General features: G+C 65.5%; 13 protein-coding genes and 2 tRNA genes. 9 read left to right on the top strand and 6 right to left on the bottom strand.

Features of this window, described 5'->3' with window-relative positions; genetic code table 11:
- Positions 1-1,391: 1,391 nt before the first annotated feature.
- The 4 genes from DIE06_RS14200 to DIE06_RS14185 form a co-directional block, all read right to left on the bottom strand.
- Entirely contained in the window at positions 1,392-1,622 is a 231-nt protein-coding gene (locus DIE06_RS14200; protein WP_124661946.1) for a hypothetical protein, read from the bottom strand.
- Between the two features lie 95 nt (positions 1,623-1,717).
- The gene (locus DIE06_RS14195; protein ID WP_124661945.1) at positions 1,718-2,827 is read right to left on the bottom strand and encodes a class II histone deacetylase; all 1,110 of its coding nucleotides are present in this window, start codon (positions 2,825-2,827) and stop codon (positions 1,718-1,720) included.
- Positions 2,828-2,843: 16 nt separating this feature from the next.
- Positions 2,844-4,061: an MFS transporter gene (locus DIE06_RS14190; protein WP_124661944.1), complete on the bottom strand. Its 1,218-nt coding sequence runs from the start codon at positions 4,059-4,061 to the stop codon at positions 2,844-2,846.
- Between the two features lie 22 nt (positions 4,062-4,083).
- Positions 4,084-5,130 (bottom strand): porin, encoded by a 1,047-nt coding sequence (locus DIE06_RS14185; RefSeq protein WP_124661943.1) that lies wholly within the window; start codon positions 5,128-5,130, stop codon positions 4,084-4,086.
- Between the two features lie 302 nt (positions 5,131-5,432).
- Between DIE06_RS14185 and DIE06_RS14180 the strand changes: the two genes are divergently transcribed.
- Together DIE06_RS14180 and DIE06_RS14175 are read left to right on the top strand one after the other, a co-directional pair.
- The gene (locus DIE06_RS14180; RefSeq protein ID WP_124661942.1) at positions 5,433-6,578 is read left to right on the top strand and encodes a helix-turn-helix transcriptional regulator; all 1,146 of its coding nucleotides are present in this window, start codon (positions 5,433-5,435) and stop codon (positions 6,576-6,578) included.
- A 101-nt stretch (positions 6,579-6,679) separates the two neighbouring features.
- Complete coding sequence (locus DIE06_RS14175; protein WP_124661941.1) at positions 6,680-7,678, top strand: 2-dehydropantoate 2-reductase; 999 nt, start codon at positions 6,680-6,682, stop codon at positions 7,676-7,678.
- Between the two features lie 258 nt (positions 7,679-7,936).
- Here DIE06_RS14175 and DIE06_RS14170 read toward each other — a convergent pair whose 3' ends face one another.
- Entirely contained in the window at positions 7,937-8,386 is a 450-nt protein-coding gene (locus tag DIE06_RS14170) for a MarR family winged helix-turn-helix transcriptional regulator (RefSeq protein ID WP_124661940.1), read from the bottom strand.
- Positions 8,387-8,448: 62 nt separating this feature from the next.
- Positions 8,449-9,594: a glycerate kinase gene (locus DIE06_RS14165; RefSeq protein WP_124661939.1), complete on the bottom strand. Its 1,146-nt coding sequence runs from the start codon at positions 9,592-9,594 to the stop codon at positions 8,449-8,451.
- A 387-nt stretch (positions 9,595-9,981) separates the two neighbouring features.
- On the opposite strand from DIE06_RS14165, the gene tig reads away from it, so the two are divergent.
- From tig to DIE06_RS14130, 7 genes are all read left to right on the top strand, one after another.
- Positions 9,982-11,328, top strand: coding sequence for a trigger factor (gene tig, locus DIE06_RS14160; protein ID WP_124661938.1), 1,347 nt, complete (start codon positions 9,982-9,984; stop codon positions 11,326-11,328).
- A gap of 140 nt (positions 11,329-11,468) precedes the next feature.
- Positions 11,469-12,122 carry an ATP-dependent Clp endopeptidase proteolytic subunit ClpP gene (gene clpP, locus DIE06_RS14155; RefSeq protein WP_006496351.1) on the top strand — a complete coding sequence of 218 codons (654 nt, stop codon included), beginning with the start codon at positions 11,469-11,471 and terminating at the stop codon, positions 12,120-12,122.
- Positions 12,123-12,286: 164 nt separating this feature from the next.
- Positions 12,287-13,558: an ATP-dependent Clp protease ATP-binding subunit ClpX gene (gene clpX, locus DIE06_RS14150; protein ID WP_006754177.1), complete on the top strand. Its 1,272-nt coding sequence runs from the start codon at positions 12,287-12,289 to the stop codon at positions 13,556-13,558.
- Between the two features lie 197 nt (positions 13,559-13,755).
- On the top strand, positions 13,756-16,179 hold the full coding sequence (gene lon, locus DIE06_RS14145) for an endopeptidase La (protein WP_006760949.1): 2,424 nt from the start codon (positions 13,756-13,758) through the stop codon (positions 16,177-16,179).
- 203 nt (positions 16,180-16,382) lie between these two features.
- A tRNA-Val gene (locus DIE06_RS14140) sits at positions 16,383-16,458 on the top strand.
- A 23-nt stretch (positions 16,459-16,481) separates the two neighbouring features.
- Positions 16,482-16,558 (top strand) — tRNA-Asp (locus DIE06_RS14135).
- 137 nt (positions 16,559-16,695) lie between these two features.
- Positions 16,696-18,630 carry a SurA N-terminal domain-containing protein gene (locus tag DIE06_RS14130; RefSeq protein ID WP_124661937.1) on the top strand — a complete coding sequence of 645 codons (1,935 nt, stop codon included), beginning with the start codon at positions 16,696-16,698 and terminating at the stop codon, positions 18,628-18,630.
- Positions 18,631-18,674: the final 44 nt, after the last annotated feature.

Genomic DNA, 18,674 nt, shown 5'->3' with positions numbered 1-18,674 from the left:
GCGTTCGTCGTCGAGGCGCGCGGCACGATCGCGGCGAAAGGCATCGGCGAGCTCCATACGTGGTTCCTGGTCGGCAGCCCCCGCGTGTCGGCAATTTGAGGCTGCTGGGGCTGATCGCCAAGGGAGGCGCAATCGGCTTCCCGGCCTCGCACACATTACGCGACCGCGGCCCCGGCAATCCTGCCTATGGAGGGCAAAATGACATTGCGGGCGGACTGAAGTGCAGCAAAGCTCAAGTTTGCCGGTGCATTAGCCGTTTGCTGGGGAAGAATCTGTTGTACCAGGCGATCGACCATATGTATTCGAAATTCCCGTAGACGGTGGCTCGTGTACGTCATTGTGGAGACGGCTTCGGTATTCATGTCCGGCGGTCGGCCCGTTAGTCTACAGGTCGACGCGTTCGGCAAACGAGCAGGTTACCCCGGTACTATTCTCGCCGATTCCTCACGAGACCAGCAGAATGCCGGGACAGCGAGCGAGAAAGTGCCGAGGACAAACTTCGGCTTTCTGCCATCGGACAAACGGCTTCAAGCTAGAGTTGACCGCTGTTGTATCGAGAGGCTCGTTCGGACGGACATGGCGGTATCAGCGGCGATATCGCGCTCCCAATCGCCCCGACACCGCTGGCGTTCGGGATTTTTCAACCAAGGCAGGCGCTGATTTTGCGGTGCGGTCCGACGACAGCAGTCAAGTTGAGGGAGATTTTCGGTATCGCTAGCCGTATCAACTTCGAACAACCTGATGGTAACGTTGTCCCCACATGAACGAGGCTCAAACGGTGGCAGCACGCTCGGTGGAAGGCCTTCAGGGATTGTTTGACGGCCGTATGTCGAGCGCTCCCAAGGACACGAACGGAGCTTCAATAGCCGCAGCATCGAGTGTTGGGGGCAACTATGGGGGCCACTATTCAGCGACCAAAGCTCATCGGCTTGATAGTAAAGGCTCATATCGGTTAATTCGAATCAGGCCTCAACCACGAAGTCGAACGTGCCTCGCCAGGTGCCGTTCCCGAAAAAGCGCTGCCGGTCGGCTGACCGGCAGCGCTTTTTTGTTGATGACGGTTTTTTGCCGATACGCGGCGGTCGTCGAGCGCGGCGCGGACATTCGGATCGCATATCGCGTGTCATATCTTCATGACATTACAATTCCTGCACGCAATCTCGAGCGGGGTGTCGTTGTCGGGTGAGACCGTCCTGAAATCGGTCGGTACGGCGCTGCTCGGTTCCGCGCTCGGTTTTGCCAGCGGGTATCAGGGTGCCGTCTCCAACCCATGCAGGCATGCCGGCCTGTAAGCGCCCGGGAGCAAACCGCACATCTCGCTACCGGAATGGATGATGGACAAAAAGCGCCGCGCGTCGACCGACCGCGGCGCTTTGCCATTTTAAACGTGCCTAATCCCAGAAACTCCGCACCGCGACCGCTACGATCACCGGTACCGAAAACACCAGCGGAATCGCGAAATACTGCGCTTCGCGATCGACGATCCAGCTATAGATCAACCACGCCACGCCGATCGCGAACGTGACGAGGCCGACCAGCACCGCGGCGATATTCAGGGCGAGCTTCGAAGGCTGGCGGCGCGCTTTGTCGTTGGTGTCGGGATCGCGCGGAGACGATTTCATCTGAAGGGGGGCGGGCCTGGCAGGTGTAAAAGCACAGGAAACCCCATCCGCACCGATCGCGCAAGGGCCGGCCCCGTATCGTTGGTGAGCGCGCGTTACAACCCGAACGACAGGGCCAGTTCGTCGAGCAGCTCGCGCTGGAACGTGATGAACCGCTCGCCCGGCTGCTGCGCGATCGCGAGGTCGAGCATCGGATCGGCGACATCGGTGCGGATGCCGGCCAGTTCCTCGACGATCGCGAGTCCGCAGAACGGCACGTACGCCTCCGAATAGCCGCCCTCGTGCACGATCACGAGCCGTCCCCCGCAGTGGCGCTGTGCGGCGTCCTTCACCGCGCGCGTCATGTACCGGTAGCTATCGGTATGCAACTGCATGCGCGCGAGCGGATCGACCGCGCTCGCATCGAGGCCGCTCGCGACGACGATCAGCTCCGGCCGGAACCGCTCCAGCGCCGGCAGCACGATGCGCTCGAACGCATGGCGATACGCGTCGTCGCCGCTGCCCGCGAGCAGCGGCACGTTCAGGTTCGCGCCGACGCCCGCGCCTTCGCCGCGATCGTCGCCGCCGCTGTAGCCGGGCGGGAAGCAGCGGTCCTGGTGCAGCGAGATCGTCAGCGTGTCCGGATCGTCGTAGTAGATCGACTGCGTGCCGTTGCCGTGATGCACATCCCAGTCGATCACCGCGACGCGGTCGATGCCATGTTTCGCGCGCGCGGCCTCGATCGCGATCGGGATGTTCGCGAGCAGGCAGAAGCCCATCGGGCGATCGCGCAGGCAGTGATGGCCGGGTGGTCGCGACAGCGAGAACGCGTTGGCCGCGCGCTCGGCGACGACCGCGTCGACGGCCGCGATCGCGAGGCCCGCGGACAGCGCGGCGATCTCGTAGCTGCCCTTGCCGAACGGCGCGAGATCGCCGAGGTCGCCGCCGTTCGCATCGCTGAGCGCGCGGAACGCGTCGAGATAGCTCGCCGGATGAATGCGCAGCAGATCGCCGGTGGCGGCCGGCGCGGCGCCGCGCATGTCGAGGTGGTCGGCCAGGCCCGACGCCTGCACGAGCGACAGGAAGCGGCGCTTCGAATCGGGCGATTCCGCGTAGCCGGCGCTCGATGGCGGCTGAACCCAGCCGCCGACCGGAAAGAACAGCGCGTGCGTGCCGCCCGTATGCCAGAAAGTGCGTTCGTCGGTGAAGAAGGCAGTGCGATTCATGGATGTGCTTGACCTGTCACGGTTGGGAGGAAACGGAAGCCACGGAAATCCGCGCGCGGCGATCGATATGACGCAGCGCGGCGAACGACGCGATCGCGACGGCGGTGGCGGCCGCGAACAGCGCGTGCATCGTGCCGCCGGCATCGAGCAACAGTCCGGCGAGCAATGGGCCGGCCGCGAGGCCCGCGCCGATCACGAAATTGAGCGTCGCGACGAGGCGCCCGGACGTATCGATCTGCGCGACGGTCGCGAGAATGAACGGCAGTACGAACGTCCACGCGAACTTGAACGCGAAGATCGCGGCGCTGTAGCCGCTCGCATGCGGCAGCGCGGCGAGTGCGACGAGCGACGCCGCGAGCAGCGCGTAACCGGCGGCCAGCATCGCGCGCCGTGCCAGCCGGCCGCCCGCGCACGATGCGAGCGCCGCGCCGGCAATCCCCATCACGCTCGCGATCGCGAGCACGTTGCCGGTCGATTGCGGATCGAGTCCGGCTTCCGCCGCCGCGCGGCTCGCGAACGTCCAGACGCTGCCGATCGCGAGATAGAACGTCAGCACCGCACCGATCGCGAGCGCGACGAAGCGCCTCGACGCATCACCCGCGGCGCCGCGCGCGGCTTGCGCCGATGCGGTCCGTGCACCGAGCGTCGCCGGAAAGCCGCGCGATAGCGGCGCGGCAAGCAGCGTGAGCGCGGCCAGCGCGACATACAGCGCGCGCAGCCCGAATGCGGCGAACACATGAGGCAGCACGAACAGGCCGATCGCGCCGGCGATCAACTGGCCGACGACCCACAGCCCGTACACGCGATCGCTGTTCTCGCTCGTGGCCGCGCTGGTCATGCAGAGCACCATCAGCGAGCCGCCGCCGAGCGCGGTGACGGCTCGCAGCGCGAGCAGCGTGACGAAGCCTGGCATCCATAGCGCGGTCAGGAGATTGCCCGCGCCGAACAGCGCGATCGCGCAGGCGGCGACGCGGCGCGCATCGATGCGGCCGAGCCACAGGTATGACGGCACGGTCGCGAGGCTGAACGCGCCGAGCTCGACGAAGAAGTAGGTGCCGATCTGCGACGCGGACAGCCCGAGCTGCGTTGCCAGCTGACCGGCGACGGCCGGTGCGACGAGCAGCAGCAGCGGCGTGATGGCCGCGAACACGACGAGTGCGACGAGCGTCGAGCGCGCGAAAGGCGACGCGCGGCCGTCGGACGGCGCGGCCTCGGAGGAGCAAAGGGTTTTCATGGCGGAATCTCGCTGGATGGAATCAGAACAGGTGGTACATGCCGACCATCGCGCCGAGCTGCGATGCGCCGGCAAGCGGCGTCGGGTCGTATTCGTAGACGGTCTGTGAGCTCTGGCCGCTGTTGCGCGCATAGCCGACGTTCACGTAGGCGACGGTGCGTTTCGACAGCGTGTAGGTGGTGCTCGCGATGAACAGCGTCGGGTGGCCGATCGCCGGCGCGTGCGAATCGGTGTGGTAGACGCCCGCGTTCAGCCCGATTCCGCCCGACGTCAGATAACGCGCGCCGCCCCAGACGATCGTGCGCGTCGCATCGAGATCGCCGGTCAGGCGTTCGACGCCCGCGTAGACGGTGAGCGGCAGTGTCGCGAACGCGTATCGCGCGGCGAGCGTGCCGAGCGCGCGGCGGCGCGCGGACGCGTCATCCGCTGCCGACATGTCGCCGTGCGCCTGATGCAGCACCGCGCTGACCGACAGCCCGTTGCTCGTGTACTGGCCGCCGAGTTCGAGCACGCGCCCGGCGCGCGTGTTGCCCGCGACGCCGGCCGTCGCGGCGAGCGCCTCGACATCGAAGCCGGCGAACGTCGGCGACTGGTACTTGATCGAGTGGTCGATGAAGTTCGCGTTCATCGGTACGAGCACGCCCTGGCCGCTGTACGACGCGTACCACAGCGGGTCGTAGAACAGCGTCTTGTCGAACAGCACGCTGAACTGCCGGCCGAGCGTGACGGTACCGACCGGGCCCGCGACACCCACGTACGCGCCGCGGAAGAACGCATAGCCCGGGACGGTCGCGGTGCCGTCGTTGACGTTGAGGCCCTGTTCGAGCCTGAACAGCGCGCGCCAGCCGCCGCCGAGATCCTCGGTGCCTTTCAGCCCGACCTGCGACGGCAGGATTCCGTAGTTCTGCAACTGGACCGCCGCGTGCCGTCCATCGGCATGCGTCAGGTACTGCACGCCGGCGTCGAGCGCGCCGTACAGCGTGAGGGTCGACTGCGCGTGCGTGGCGAGGCTGCACGCGGCGAGCGCCGTGGCCGCCGTGGTTGTGCGGATGAAGCGGGGTGTCATCACGAGGGGTTCTCCATACCGTTCTGCATCGTTTGTCGTTGCTGTTGTCGCGACGCAGTGTCCGCAGCGGGAAAACCGGCGAACAGTCGTGCAGATGAACGGTATGGAAAACCCGCGGTGCCCGGCATGGACGTGCCGCGGCGCCGCGGCGCGGCGTGCTGCGCGGCAGCAACCGGCGGCGGACCGTTCAAATGGATGGGGTTGTTGCGTGTTCCGGCAGCGGAGCCCGCCAAAAATGCCGGTCGCTATAATCGGCCGGTCTGCGCTGCGCGCATCAGCGGCCCGATCGGGCAGGGGAGCGGAAGGTGAGGATCACGACGGATATCGGGCACGATCTCGACGCGCTGCGCGACGTGCCGGCCGCGATCGTGCTCGACGAATCCGCCTGGCCCCCGCTGCCATCCCGCCGCGCCGATTTCGACGGCGTGACGCGCGGCGACGCAGCGCGGCGCGAACTCGGCCTGATGCTGCTCGATCTGTACGCGGTCGCCGCGCAGTCGGGCATCGGCGAATTCGAATGCCGTTTCTTTACGCTGCTGCAGGGGCTCATCCCGTTCGACGCCGCGTGGACCGGCGTCGCGACGCACGTGTCGACCGGTCCCGTGATGCACAACAGTTTCCTGTACCGCCTTCCGCACGCGTTCTTCAGCGACTGGAAGCGCGTGCGCGACTGCGATCCGCTCGCGCAGCGCACGCTGCTCGGCGCGCACGGTCGCGCGGTGCGGTTGTCGGTCGTCGAGCCGGGGTTCGACGCGCGGTTTCGCGACTGGTGCGTGAAGTACGGGCTGGCGCAATTGATGTGCGTGTGCACGCTCGATCGCCGCTTCGGGCTGACGACGTTCATGTCGATCTATCGCCAGGGCCTGAACCGTCCGTTCAGTGACGACGACGCGAGCCGCTTCGAGGAAGTGATCCCGCATCTGGCGGCCGCGCTGACGATCAATCGCGCGGCACAGCTCACGCGTGAGCGCGGCGACGCGGTTGTGCCGGCGGCACGCGCGCTGTGCGACAACTTCGGCGTGCTGCATCACGCCGATCACGGCTTCGACGACGTGCTGCGGACCGAATGGCCGACGTGGACGGGCCCGCGCGTGCCGGAGCCGCTGGTCGCGCATGTGCGGCGCCAGTCGGGTCAGCCGTTCATTGGCGACGCGTTGCGCATCCAGTGCGTGCCCGTCGCGGGACTGTTCCAGATCGAGGCGCGGCCGCGCTCGCTGCTGGACCGGCTGAGCCCGCGCGAGCTGGCGGCGATTCGCTATTACGGTGCCGGCCGTTCGCACAAGGAGGTCGCGCAGCAGATGGCGATTTCGCCGACGACCGTGCGTCACTATCTGCGCTGCGCGTACCGCAAGCTCGGCATGCACGACAAGAGCCAGATCGCCGGCGTGCTCGGCGCGACGGGCGGCCCGACCGACGACGAGCCGGCGCAGGCGGGCGGCGCGCAACGCTGAATCGCGCGTACGAACACGGGCACGCAGGTTTTCGTGCAAATCGTTGTATCCGCAACCATTGAGCGTTATGCTCGTCAACTCCCGGTAGACGGATTTCCATCATGAACGACACGAATTCAGGGTCGGTGCGCGCGGCGGTGGTCGGTGTCGGCGCGATCGGCGGGTTGCTCGCGGCCGGGCTGTCGCGGGCCGGCATGACGGTGAGCGCATTCGCGCGCGGTGCGACGCTCGATGCACTGAACGCGCAGGGCGTACGCGTGATCGACGAGGCGGGCGCCGTGTCGTCGGTCCCGGTGCGCGCGAGCGACGACGCGGCCGCGCTCGGCGTGCAGGACTACGTGGTGATCGCGCTGAAGGCGCAGGCGTTGCCGGCGCTGGCCGCGCGCATCGCGCCGCTGATCGGGCCCGGCACGGTGATCGTCGCCGCGATGAACGGACTGCCGTGGTGGTTCACGCACGGGCTCGCGGGCCCGCTCGACGGCGTGCCGCTGGACGCGGTCGACCCGGCGGGCGCGGTCTCGGCGGTGCTGCCGCCCGCGCAGGCGATCGGCTGCGTCGTGCATCTGTCGTCGAGCACCGACGCGCCGGGTATCGTGCGCCGCGGCCGCGGCAACCGCCTGATCATCGGCTCGCCCGATCGTCGGCTCGACGCGCCGGCCGCGCGGTTCGCGGCGGCGCTCGCCGCAGGCGGCTTCGACGTCGAGTCGACGCCGGCGATTCGCACCGAGATCTGGGCAAAGCTGTGGGGCAACATGAACATGAATCCGTTGAGCGCACTGACGGGTTCGACCGCCGAGCAACTGCTCGACGATCCGTTCACGCAGGATCTCGCGTTGCGGATGATGGAGGAGGCGACCGCGATCGGCGCGAAACTCGGTCTCGATACGGGGATGAGCGGGCCGGAGCGGATTGCCGTGACGCGCAAGCTCGGCGCGTTCAAGACGTCGATGCTGCAGGATTTCGAGGCCGGGCGACCGCTGGAAATCGGGCCGATCCTCGGCGTGTTTCCCGAGCTGGGACGCAAGCTCGATGTGCCGACACCCTATTGCGACGCGATGCTGGGGTTGCTGCGTCAGCGCGCGGCGAACAGCGGGCTATAGCGAAAGGGGATCGCTGCGGGCGATGGCGGGCGTGTCGAGAAGGGTGAAGGACCGGCGGGCAGTCGTCGGGTAGGCCGGCAGGGGAAGCCGGGCCACCTCCCGTGCGCTTGCGCGACTCGGGCGGCCCGCAGGATTTGTCCGAATAAAGCGTCGGGCGCTCGGTCGCGCCCGAAGTACGTGCGGAGCCGCGGCGACGCTTCCCGCGCATGCCACGCCTTCGCGATTCAGGCGCGGCACCGATTACATCCGCCGCACGACTCAGTCGTCGCGTTCGACCGCGTTCGCGACCACCTTGTCGAGCAGTCGCTCGAATGTCTGCCGCTCGTTGTCGGACAGGCACGCGAGCAAGCCTTCATTCCACTTGCGCACGATCGGCATGATCTTGCGATGCAGCGCGCGGCCGTCGGCGGTCAGCGCGATCAGCACGATCCGGCCGTCCTCCTCGCTCGCGCCGCGCTCGAGCAACCCTTGGCGCAGCAGCGCTTCCGCCGCGCGGCTCGCCTGGCTCTTGTCGAGGTTGGTGTGGCGCGCGAGATCCATGATCGAAAACGGACCAAAGGCGCCGACGGCGGCGATCACGCGCGCCTCGGGCAGCGAGATGTCCAGCTTGTGCCGGTACACCTCGGTAATCCCGCGGTCGGATCGCTTCGTGAGCGCATGGAGGCGATAGGTCAGAAACTGATCGAGCCCTGCTTGACGGCCTTTCATGTCGAATCCTGAAGAAAAAGGGCGGGCCCGATTGTTCCTGTATCGCGCGCTCGGGTCAACGGTCAGTGTGCGCCGTACTTCAGCCGTGTCAACTGTTCGGCTTCGTTCGCGAGCAGGTTCGCCGCATCGCGGATCGCGACGTCGAGCGTGATCGGACCGGGCGCGGGCGAGAAGCAGCCGGAAAAGTGTTCGGACAGGCGCGGCAGCGCGGCCGGGTCGACCGCGCCCGACAGCAGCGACGCAGGCACGCCCGCGGCCTGCGCATGACGGCACGCGATGAACGGCGCCTTGCCGTGCAGCGTCTGCACGTCGGAGCGGCCTTCGCCGGTGATCAGCCAGTCGGCGCCGGCGAGTGCGGCATCGAGCCCGACCTGCCGCGCGACGACTTCCGCGCCGGCTTCGAACTGCGCGCCCAGCATGTGCAGCGCGAATCCAAGGCCGCCCGCGGCGCCGGCGCCGGCCAGGTCGCGGCCATGCCGGTCGAGCGCGGCCTCGAGCAGGTCGGCGAAACGGCCGAGCGCGGCGTCGAGGGTCGCAACGTGCTCGGGCGTCACGCCCTTTTGCGGCCCGAACACCGCGGTTGCGCCGTGCGCGCCCGTCAGCGGGTTGTCGACGTCGGACATGCCGATGAATTCCGCTTCCTTCAGGCGTGGGTCGAGCCCCGACGCGTCGATCCACGCGATGTCGGCGAGCCGCGCCGGGACGGGCTCGACCGGCTGGCCGGCCGCGTCGAAGCACTGCAGGCCGAGGCCCGTGAGCAACCCCGCCCCCGCGTCGTTGGTGCTGCTGCCGCCGAGCGCGACGAAGAAGCGGCGGACGCCCTCGTCGAGCAGCGTGCGGATCGCTTCGCCCATCCCGCGTGTGCTGCGCGCGTCGACCGGCACACTCATGCCGACCGCGTCGGTAATGCCGACAATCTCGGCCGTCTCGACGATCGCGGTGCGCGCGTCGATCACGCCGACCGCCGCATCGCGTGCCGCGAGCGACGCGCCGGCCACCCGCAGCACGCGCCGCGTGCCGCCGCCCGCCAGCATCGCATCGAGCGTGCCTTCGCCGCCGTCGGCCATCGGGCAGCAGCGCACGACCGCATCGGGCCGGGCGCGGCGGATACCGGTGGCGATCGCGTCCGCGACCTGCTCGGCGGAAAGCGAGCCTTTGAACGAATCGGGCGCGATGACGACGACAGGCGCGGACGGGTGTTGCGGCATGGTGTCTCCGGAAGGCGTGATTGGTGTGAAGAATGGCGGCCGCGACCGCGGCGCACCTTCAATTGAAGCTTACAGGATGGCGGGCGCGCGGTGGATACGGCGTTCGGCATAGCGGCGATCCGCGTGCATTGCCGCGCACGGGAGCGGGCGGCACCGCGGGTGCGCATGGTTGTCGCGCCGATCTGGCGGTATGAGGAAAATTGTTTGCTAGAATAGTCGATTCTTCCGGCCAAAGCCGTGCTCCGAGCCGCTTGCGCTAGCCACCCGGCGCGTGCAGGGATGGCGTGGCGCTCCGGCGCGGCGTGTGCAGGTGATGCACCTCACGCCGCAGGCAGGCACGGCAAGGAAAACCCGATTCGCTCGAATAATTTTAGGACGATTGAAGCCATGGCTAACGTTGTTGAGAACCTCGGCAAGCTTGAACGCCGCGTGACGATTTCCCTGCCGAAAGACACCGTGCAGAAGGAAATCGACGCCCGTATCCAGAAACTCGCGAAGAACGTTCGCATGCCGGGTTTCCGCCCGGGCAAGGTGCCGCTGAAGATGGTCGCCCAGCAGTACGCGGGTCAGGTCGAGGCGGAAGTGCTGAGCGACAAGATCGGCCAGGAGTTCTTCACGATCAGCCGCGCGGAAAACCTGCGCGTCGCTGGCCAGCCGAGCTTCGAGCCGAAGCTGGAGCAGGCTGAAGACGCGTACGCGTTCGACGCGACGTTCGAGATCTACCCGGAAGTGAAGATCGGCGATCTGGCGACGGCTGAAGTCGAGCGCTCGACGACGTCGATCGGCGACGCCGAAATCGACCGCACGCTGGACATCCTGCGCAAGCAGCGCGTGCACTTCCACGCTCGCGGCGAAGCCGGCGAGCACGGCGACGGCGGCGCGGACACCGCAGCGAAGAACGGCGACCGCGTGACGGTCGACTTCGTCGGCAAGATCGACGACGTCGCGTTCCAGGGCGGCACGGCCGAGGACTTCCCGTTCGTGCTCGGCGAAGGCCGCATGCTGCCGGAATTCGAAACGGCGGCGCTCGGGCTGAAGGCCGGCGAACAGCGTACGTTCGACCTGAAGTTCCCGGACGACTACCACGGCAAGGATGTGGCGGGCAAGACGGCGCAATTCACGGTCACGATGAAGAAGATCGAGTGGCCGCACCTGCCGGAAATCGACGGCGAGTTCGCGAAGTCGCTCGGCATCGAAGATGGCGATCTCACGAAGATGCGCGCCGAGATCAAGGAAAACCTCGAGCGCGAAGCAAAGCGTCGCACGCAATCGATCGTCAAGAACCAGGTGATGGACGCGCTGCTGAAGATTTCCGAACTCGACGTGCCGAAGGCGCTGATCGAGCAGGACCAGCAACGCCTCGTCGAAATGGCTCGCCAGGATCTGGCGCAGCGCGGCGTGCCGAACGCGAAGGACGCACCGATCCCGGCGGAGATGTTCGCCGAGCAGGCAGAGCGTCGCGTGAAGCTGGGCCTCGTGCTGGCCGAGCTCGTGAAGTCGAACGGCCTCGAAGCGAAACCGGAACAGATCCGCGCGGAAGTCGACGAGTTCGCGAAGAGCTACGAAGACCCGAAGGAAGTGGTCCGCTGGTATTATTCCAACCAGCAGCGCCTCGCCGAGATGGAAGCGTTCGTCGTTGAAAGCAACGTCGTCGACTTCGTGCTGGGCAAGGCAAAGGTGACGGACAAGGAAGTGAGCTTCGAGGCACTCGCGAGCGCATCGGCGCAAGCGTAAGTGTCGCTCTAGCGGCGTGCCGGCTGTCGGAGCGACGGCCCGCACGCCGTTTTTACGTCAAGCGCACGGTTGCCATTAATATGGCGATTGAGCGGGCGGCTTCCCTCCGTTCAATTTTCCATTCGAACAAGGTTCATTGAATGATCACTCGCGCTGAATTGCTGGACATGCTTGCTTCGAACGCGCCGCAGGGTTTCGAGGCGCAAGCGCTGGGGCTGGTGCCGATCGTCGTCGAAACGAGCGGCCGCGGCGAGCGTTCGTACGATATCTATTCGCGTCTCCTGAAGGAGCGCCTGGTGTTCATGGTCGGCGAAGTGAACGACCAGACCGCCAACCTCGTGGTCGCGCAGTTGCTGTTCCTCGAGAGCGAGAATCCCGACAAGGACATCAGCCTCTACATCAACAGCCCGGGCGGCTCGGTATCGGCCGGCATGGCGATCTACGACACGATGCAGTTCATCAAGCCGGACGTATCGACCCTCTGCATGGGCCTCGCGGCCAGCATGGGCGCGTTCCTGCTCGCGTCGGGCGCGAAGGGCAAGCGCTTCGCGCTGCCGAACTCGCGCGTGATGATTCACCAGCCGCTTGGTGGCGCACGCGGCCAGGCGTCCGACATCGAGATCCAGGCACGCGAAATCCTCTACCTGAAGGAACGGCTGAACAACCTGCTCGCGCAGCATACGGGCCAGGACGTCGAGCGCATCGCGCGCGACACCGACCGTGATAACTTCATGTCGAGCGAGGACGCAAAGGCGTACGGGCTGATCGATCAGGTGCTGCTGAAGCGCCCGTGAGCTTAAGTGGGGTGCCGCCCCGATTCGCGCGGCGCCCCTGCAACGTCCCGAGTGCCTTGAGCATCTGCGGCAAGCGCATCCAGCCGGCTCCGGTCGCGCCCTAGGCGCGGCGTTCGGAGCATTCGGCGTATCATGTCATCTACCTGTCCGGAGGCTCTACATTCATGGCGGACAAAAAAGGTTCGAACAGCGAGAAGCTGTTGTATTGCTCGTTTTGCGGGAAGAGCCAGCATGAGGTGAAAAAACTCATCGCGGGCCCGTCGGTCTTCATCTGCGATGAATGTATCGATCTCTGCAACGAAATCATTCGCGACGAGGCGGCTGCCGCCGGCGTCGAGGCCAGCCTGTCCCGGTCGGATCTGCCGAGCCCGCAGGAAATTCGCGACATCCTCGATCAGTACGTGATCGGCCAGGAGCGCGCGAAGAAAATCCTCGCGGTGGCCGTGTACAACCACTACAAGCGCCTGAAGCATCTCGACAAGAAGGACGACGTCGAGCTGTCGAAGAGCAACATCCTGCTGATCGGCCCGACGGGCTCCGGCAAGACGCTGCTCGCGCAGACGCTTGCGCGGTTGCTGAACGTGCCGTTCGTGATTGCCGATGCGACGACGCTGACCGAAGCCGGCTACGTCGGCGAGGACGTCGAGAACATCATTCAGAAGTTGTTGCAGAACTGCAACTACGAGGTCGACAAGGCCCAGCGCGGGATCGTCTACATCGACGAAATCGACAAGATCAGCCGCAAGTCGGACAACCCGTCGATCACGCGCGACGTGTCGGGCGAGGGCGTCCAGCAGGCCCTGCTGAAGCTCGTCGAGGGCACGATGGCGTCGGTGCCGCCGCAGGGCGGCCGCAAGCACCCGAACCAGGATTTCATCCAGGTCGATACGACCAACATCCTGTTCATCTGCGGCGGCGCGTTCGACGGTCTCGAGAAGGTGATCACCGACCGCACCGAAAAGACGGGCATCGGCTTCGGCGCGACGGTCAAGAGCAAGCAGGAACGCGACGCGGGCGAAGTGCTGCGCGAGACGGAACCGGAAGACCTGATCAAATTCGGTCTGATCCCCGAATTGATCGGCCGCCTGCCGGTGGTCGCGACGCTTGGCAAGCTCGATGAAGCCGCGCTGATGAAGATTCTCGTCGAGCCGAAGAACGCGCTCGTCAAGCAGTATCACAAGCTGTTCGCAATGGAACGCGTCGAGCTGGAAATCCGGCCGGGCGCGCTGCAGGCGGTTGCCCGCAAGGCGATCCGCCGCAAGACCGGCGCGCGCGGTTTGCGTTCGATCATCGAACAGGCATTGCTCGACGTGATGTACGAGCTGCCCGCGATGAAAGGGGTCAGCAAGGTCATCATCGACGAGAACGTCATCGATGGCGACGGCAAACCCCTGCTGATCTACGAGGACACGCCGAAGGTGGCGGGTTCGAACTGACCGGCTTGCCGACGATGTTCTGCGAAAAAGGCCGTTCATGAGTCCGTGGGCGGCTTTTTTTCGTTTATCTTGTGGGTAACTCTGACTCGACACGCGGTGGTTACTTTCTTACCGAATATTTCCCGCACTTGAAGGCTTGCAATTCGTTGTGGCGGCCTCAATTACCGAACAATTGATTCCACTCATGGGGAAATGAAATGTCAGGCACCCAACTTCTCCCGCCGGAACGCATCACGCTCCCGCTGCTTCCGCTGCGGGACGTCGTCGTTTTCCCGCACATGGTCATTCCGCTCTTCGTGGGCCGGCCGAAATCGATCAAGGCCCTCGAAGCAGCGATGGAAGGCGGCAAGCACATCATGCTCGTCGCCCAGAAAACCGCGGCCAAGGACGAACCGACCGAAAAGGACATGTACGAGGTCGGTTGTATCGCCAACATCCTGCAGATGCTGAAGCTGCCGGACGGCACCGTGAAGGTGCTCGTCGAGGGCCTGCAGCGTGCGAAGGCGTTGTCGATCGAAGAACAGGAGACGCAGTTCTCCTGCGAAGTGATGCCGCTCGAGCCCGATCACGCCGACAGCGCGGAAACGGAAGCGCTGCGCCGCGCGATCGTGTCGCAGTTCGACCAGTACGTGAAGCTGAACAAGAAGATCCCGCCGGAGATCCTCACGTCGCTGTCGGGCATCGACGAAGCCGGTCGCCTCGCGGACATGATCGCCGAGCGTCTGCCGCTGAAGCTCGACCAGAAGCAGCACATCCTCGAGATGTTCCCGGTCATCGAGCGCCTTGAGCACCTGCTCGCGCAGCTCGAAGCCGAGATCGACATCCTGCAGGTCGAAAAGCGCATCCGCGGGCGCGTGAAGCGCCAGATGGAAAAGAGCCAGCGCGAGTACTACCTGAACGAACAGGTCAAGGCGATCCAGAAGGAACTGGGCGAAGGCGAAGAGGGTGCGGATCTCGAGGAACTCGAGAAGCGCATCAACGCCGCGCGCATGCCGAAGGAAGCGAAGAAGAAGGCCGACGCCGAGCTCAAGAAGCTGAAGCTGATGTCGCCGATGTCGGCGGAAGCGACCGTCGTGCGCAACTACATCGACACGCTGATCGGCCTGCCGTGGCGCAAGAAGAGCAAGGTCAACAACGACCTGTCGAACGCCGAGCAGGTGCTCGACGAGGATCACTTCGGCCTCGAGAAGGTGAAGGAACGCATCCTCGAGTATCTCGCGGTGCAACAGCGCGTGGACAAGGTCAAGGCACCGATCCTGTGCCTCGTCGGGCCCCCCGGCGTCGGCAAGACCTCGCTCGGCCAGTCGATCGCCCGTGCGACGAACCGCAAGTTCGTCCGGATGGCGCTCGGCGGCGTGCGTGACGAAGCCGAGATCCGCGGTCACCGCCGCACGTACATCGGCTCGATGCCGGGCAAGATCCTGCAAAGCCTCGCGAAGGTCGGCGTGCGCAATCCGCTCTTCCTGCTCGACGAAGTCGACAAGATGGGCATGGATTTCCGCGGCGATCCGTCGTCGGCGTTGCTCGAAGTGCTCGATCCGGAACAGAACCATACGTTCGCCGACCACTACATCGAGGTCGACTTCGACCTGTCGGACGTGATGTTCGTCGCGACGTCGAACTCGCTGAACATCCCGCCGCCGCTGCTCGACCGGATGGAAGTGATTCGTCTGTCGGGCTACACGGAAGACGAGAAGGTCAGCATCGCGCAGCGTTACCTGCTGCCGAAGCAGAAGAAGAACAACGGGCTGAAGGACGGCGAGGTCGACGTCACCGAGCAGGCGATCCGCGACATCATCCGCTACTACACGCGCGAAGCCGGTGTGCGTTCGCTCGAGCGGGAAGTGTCGAAGATCTGCCGCAAGGTCGTGAAGATGCTGCTGCTGAAGAAGGCATCGGGCGCGATCAAGGTCGATGGCGAGAATCTCGATACGTTCCTCGGCGTGCGCAAGTACGACTTCGGCCTCGCGGCGAAGGAAAACCAGGTCGGTCAGGTGACGGGCCTCGCGTGGACGGAGGTCGGCGGCGACTTGCTGACGATCGAAGCCGCGGTGATGCCCGGCAAGGGCAACGTGATCCGCACGGGTTCGCTCGGCGACGTGATGAAGGAGTCGGTCGAGGCTGCGCGTTCGGTCGTGCGCTCGCGTTCGCGCCGTCTGGGCATCAAGGACGAAGCGTTCGAGAAGCAGGACATCCACATCCACGTGCCGGAAGGCGCGACGCCGAAGGACGGTCCGTCCGCCGGCGGTGCGATGACGACCGCGCTGGTGTCGGTGCTGACGGGGATCCCCGTGCGTGCCGATGTCGCGATGACGGGCGAGATCACGCTGCGTGGCGAAGTGCTGCCGATCGGCGGGCTGAAGGAAAAGCTGCTGGCTGCGCATCGCGGCGGCATCAAGCTCGTGCTGATTCCGGAAGAGAACGTGAAGGATCTCGCGGACATTCCGGACAACGTGAAGAACGCGATCGAGATCGTGCCGGTCCGCTGGATCGACAAGGTGCTCGAGCTCGCGCTCGAACGTACGCCGACCCCGCTGCCGCCGGAAGAAGAGGCGAAGGCTGCGGCCCCGGTCGGCGAGGCGGCGAAGGATGCCGGCTCGACGGAAGTCGTCAAGCACTGAGAACCTGAGCGCCGTCGCTGACGGTTGTTCGCGAAACCCGCGGCGTGTCCGCGGGTTTTTTTATGCGTCGGTGTCGAGTGTCGAGCAGCGCGTTAAAAATTTTTGCGCATGGGCTTGGCAAAATGATCGGGGATGAATTAAACTTGCGGGCTCGCTGGTTGTTGATGCCGAAACGCAGATCGCAGCCGGAACGAATCGGAAACGGGTGCTTAGCTCAGCTGGTAGAGCGGCGCCCTTACAAGGCGTAGGTCGGGGGTTCGAACCCCTCAGCACCCACCAGTTTCCCGATTCAGCCAGACCAAGGAGCGGTAGTTCAGTCGGTTAGAATACCGGCCTGTCACGCCGGGGGTCGCGGGTTCGAGTCCCGTCCGCTCCGCCAGAAAATGAAGAAGCCCGCCTCGTGCGGGCTTTTTCATTTGTATCGTCGGTTGCGCCCGTCCGTTGCACACCTGCTTTTCTCCCGTGCCACCCCGTATGTTGTAATATCGGACGTTTTGTCCAATTTTCCCGTCACGCATGCTCGATTTCTTCCGTAATCACCAGCGCCTGATGATGGCGCTCCTGCTCCTGATCGTATTGCCGGGGCTGGGTTTCGTCGGGATCCAAGGTTTCCGCGGCTTCTTCGACGACAGCGCGAACGTCGCGGCGATCAACGGGCACAAGATCACGCGGGTCGAATTCGACGGCGCGTTCCGTCAGCAGATCGACCAGGCACGCCAGGCGCTCGGCGGGCAGTTCGACATCAAGGCGTTCGACACACCCGAACATCGCAAGCAAGTGCTCGACGGCCTGATCCAGCAACGCGTGCTGGCCGACGAGACGCAACGCCTGCACCTGACCGCATCCGACAATGCCGTGCGCGATGCGCTGATGAGCGACCCGATGATCGCGTCGCTGAAGAAGCCCGACGGTTCGATCGACGTCCAGCGCTATGCGCAGCTGCTGTCGTTCCAGGGGATGACGCCCGAGCAGTATCAGGAGCGCGTGCGCTACAGCCTCGCGCTGCAGCAGATTCCCGCAAGCATCGTCGCGAGCGCGTTCACGCCGAAGGGCCCGGCGCAACGCCTGTCGGAACTGGCCGCGCAGCAGCGTGAAGTGCAGGCGCTCGTGCTGAAGACGAGCGACTACGCGGCGAAGGTGCAGCCGACCGACGCCCAGCTCACCGCGTATTACGACGCGCACAAGCAGCGCTTCGCGACGCCGGAAACCGCGACGATCCAGTATCTCGTCTATTCGCCGGCAGCGGCCGCCGCGAGCGCGCAGCCGACCGATGCGGACATCAAGAAGTTCTACGACGACAACCCGACGCACTTCCGCTCGGAAGCGCAGGTGCGCGTGAGCCACATCTTCATCGCCGCGGCGAGCGACGCAAGCGCGGCCGACAAGGCGGCCGCGAAGGCGAAGGCCGAGCAGCTGCTGGCCGACGTGAAGGCGCATCCGGACCAGTTCGCGCAGATCGCGCAGAAGAGCTCGCAGGACGCGCCGTCGGCAGCGAAGGGTGGCGATCTCGGCTTCATCACGCGCGGCTCGACCGCGGGCGGCAAGGCGTTCGACGATGCCGCGTTCGCGCTGAAGCAGGGCGACGTGAGCGGTATCGTGCAATCGGACCTCGGCTTCCACATCCTGAAGGCGACGGAAGCGAAACCGTCGGTGGTCAAGCCGTTCGCGGACGTGAAGGACCAGATCGCAGTCGACCTGAAGCAGCAGTACGCAGCGAAGGCGTTCTCGGACAACGCGGAAGGCTTCACGTCGACCGTGTATGAAAAGGCGAAGACGCTGCAGCCGGCCGCCGACAAGTACAAGCTGACGATCCAGACGGCTACCGTCACGCCGACGCCGAATCCGCAACTGCCGCCGACGAGCCCGCTGAACAATCCGAAGTTCCTCGCCGCCGTGTTCGCGAACGACTCGGTGAAGAACCAGAACAACACGCAGGCGATCGACGTGGGCAACAACACGCTGATCTCGGCGCGCGTGACCGACTACAAGCCGGCTGCCGTGCCGGCGCTCGACACGATCAAGGACGCAGTGCGACAGAAGGTCGTCGCCGAGCAGGCCGCGGAACTCGCGAAGAAGGACGGCGCGGCGAAGCTGGCCGAACTGCAGAAATCGAAGTCGGCGGATGGCTTCACGGCCGCGCAGAAGGTGTCGCGCACGCAGTCGCAGGGCCTGACGCCGGCGGCGCTGAGCGCCGTCTACAAGGTCGATGCGAAGACGCTGCCGGCGTATGTCGGTGTCGATCTCGGTGCGGACGGCTACGCGATCTATCGCGTGAACGCGGTGATCGCGGGTACGGCCGTCGATCCGCAGCAGCTCGCGGCCGCGCAGCAGCAGATGGCACAGGTTGAAGCGCAAAGCGAAGGCGAAGCGTATCTCGCGGCGCTGCGCGACCGCTCGAAGGTGAAGCTGTACGGCACCACGCAGAGCCAGTCGCAGGACGGCGGCAACTAAGCAGCAACCAAGCGACAACTAAGCGAAGCGCCGTTTATGGTTTC

It is taken from the genome of Burkholderia sp. Bp8998, assembly GCF_003854235.1.
Taxonomy (GTDB): Bacteria; Pseudomonadota; Gammaproteobacteria; order Burkholderiales; family Burkholderiaceae; genus Burkholderia.
The sequence above is the reverse complement of the archived record's forward strand: the minus strand, read 5'-3'. Positions and strand labels throughout refer to the sequence as shown.

Excerpts from the sequence above, each read along its gene's own strand:
- DIE06_RS14200 (WP_124661946.1), bottom strand. The coding sequence starts at position 1,622 with ATGAAATCGTCTCCGCGCGATCCCGACACCAACGACAAAGCGCGCCGC.
- DIE06_RS14195 (WP_124661945.1), bottom strand. The coding sequence starts at position 2,827 with ATGAATCGCACTGCCTTCTTCACCGACGAACGCACTTTCTGGCATACG.
- DIE06_RS14190 (WP_124661944.1), bottom strand. The coding sequence starts at position 4,061 with ATGAAAACCCTTTGCTCCTCCGAGGCCGCGCCGTCCGACGGCCGCGCG.
- DIE06_RS14175 (WP_124661941.1), top strand. The coding sequence starts at position 6,680 with ATGAACGACACGAATTCAGGGTCGGTGCGCGCGGCGGTGGTCGGTGTC.
- DIE06_RS14170 (WP_124661940.1), bottom strand. The coding sequence starts at position 8,386 with ATGAAAGGCCGTCAAGCAGGGCTCGATCAGTTTCTGACCTATCGCCTC.
- DIE06_RS14165 (WP_124661939.1), bottom strand. The coding sequence starts at position 9,594 with ATGCCGCAACACCCGTCCGCGCCTGTCGTCGTCATCGCGCCCGATTCG.
- tig (WP_124661938.1), top strand. The coding sequence starts at position 9,982 with ATGGCTAACGTTGTTGAGAACCTCGGCAAGCTTGAACGCCGCGTGACG.
- clpP (WP_006496351.1), top strand. The coding sequence starts at position 11,469 with ATGATCACTCGCGCTGAATTGCTGGACATGCTTGCTTCGAACGCGCCG.
- clpX (WP_006754177.1), top strand. The coding sequence starts at position 12,287 with ATGGCGGACAAAAAAGGTTCGAACAGCGAGAAGCTGTTGTATTGCTCG.
- lon (WP_006760949.1), top strand. The coding sequence starts at position 13,756 with ATGTCAGGCACCCAACTTCTCCCGCCGGAACGCATCACGCTCCCGCTG.
- DIE06_RS14130 (WP_124661937.1), top strand. The coding sequence starts at position 16,696 with ATGCTCGATTTCTTCCGTAATCACCAGCGCCTGATGATGGCGCTCCTG.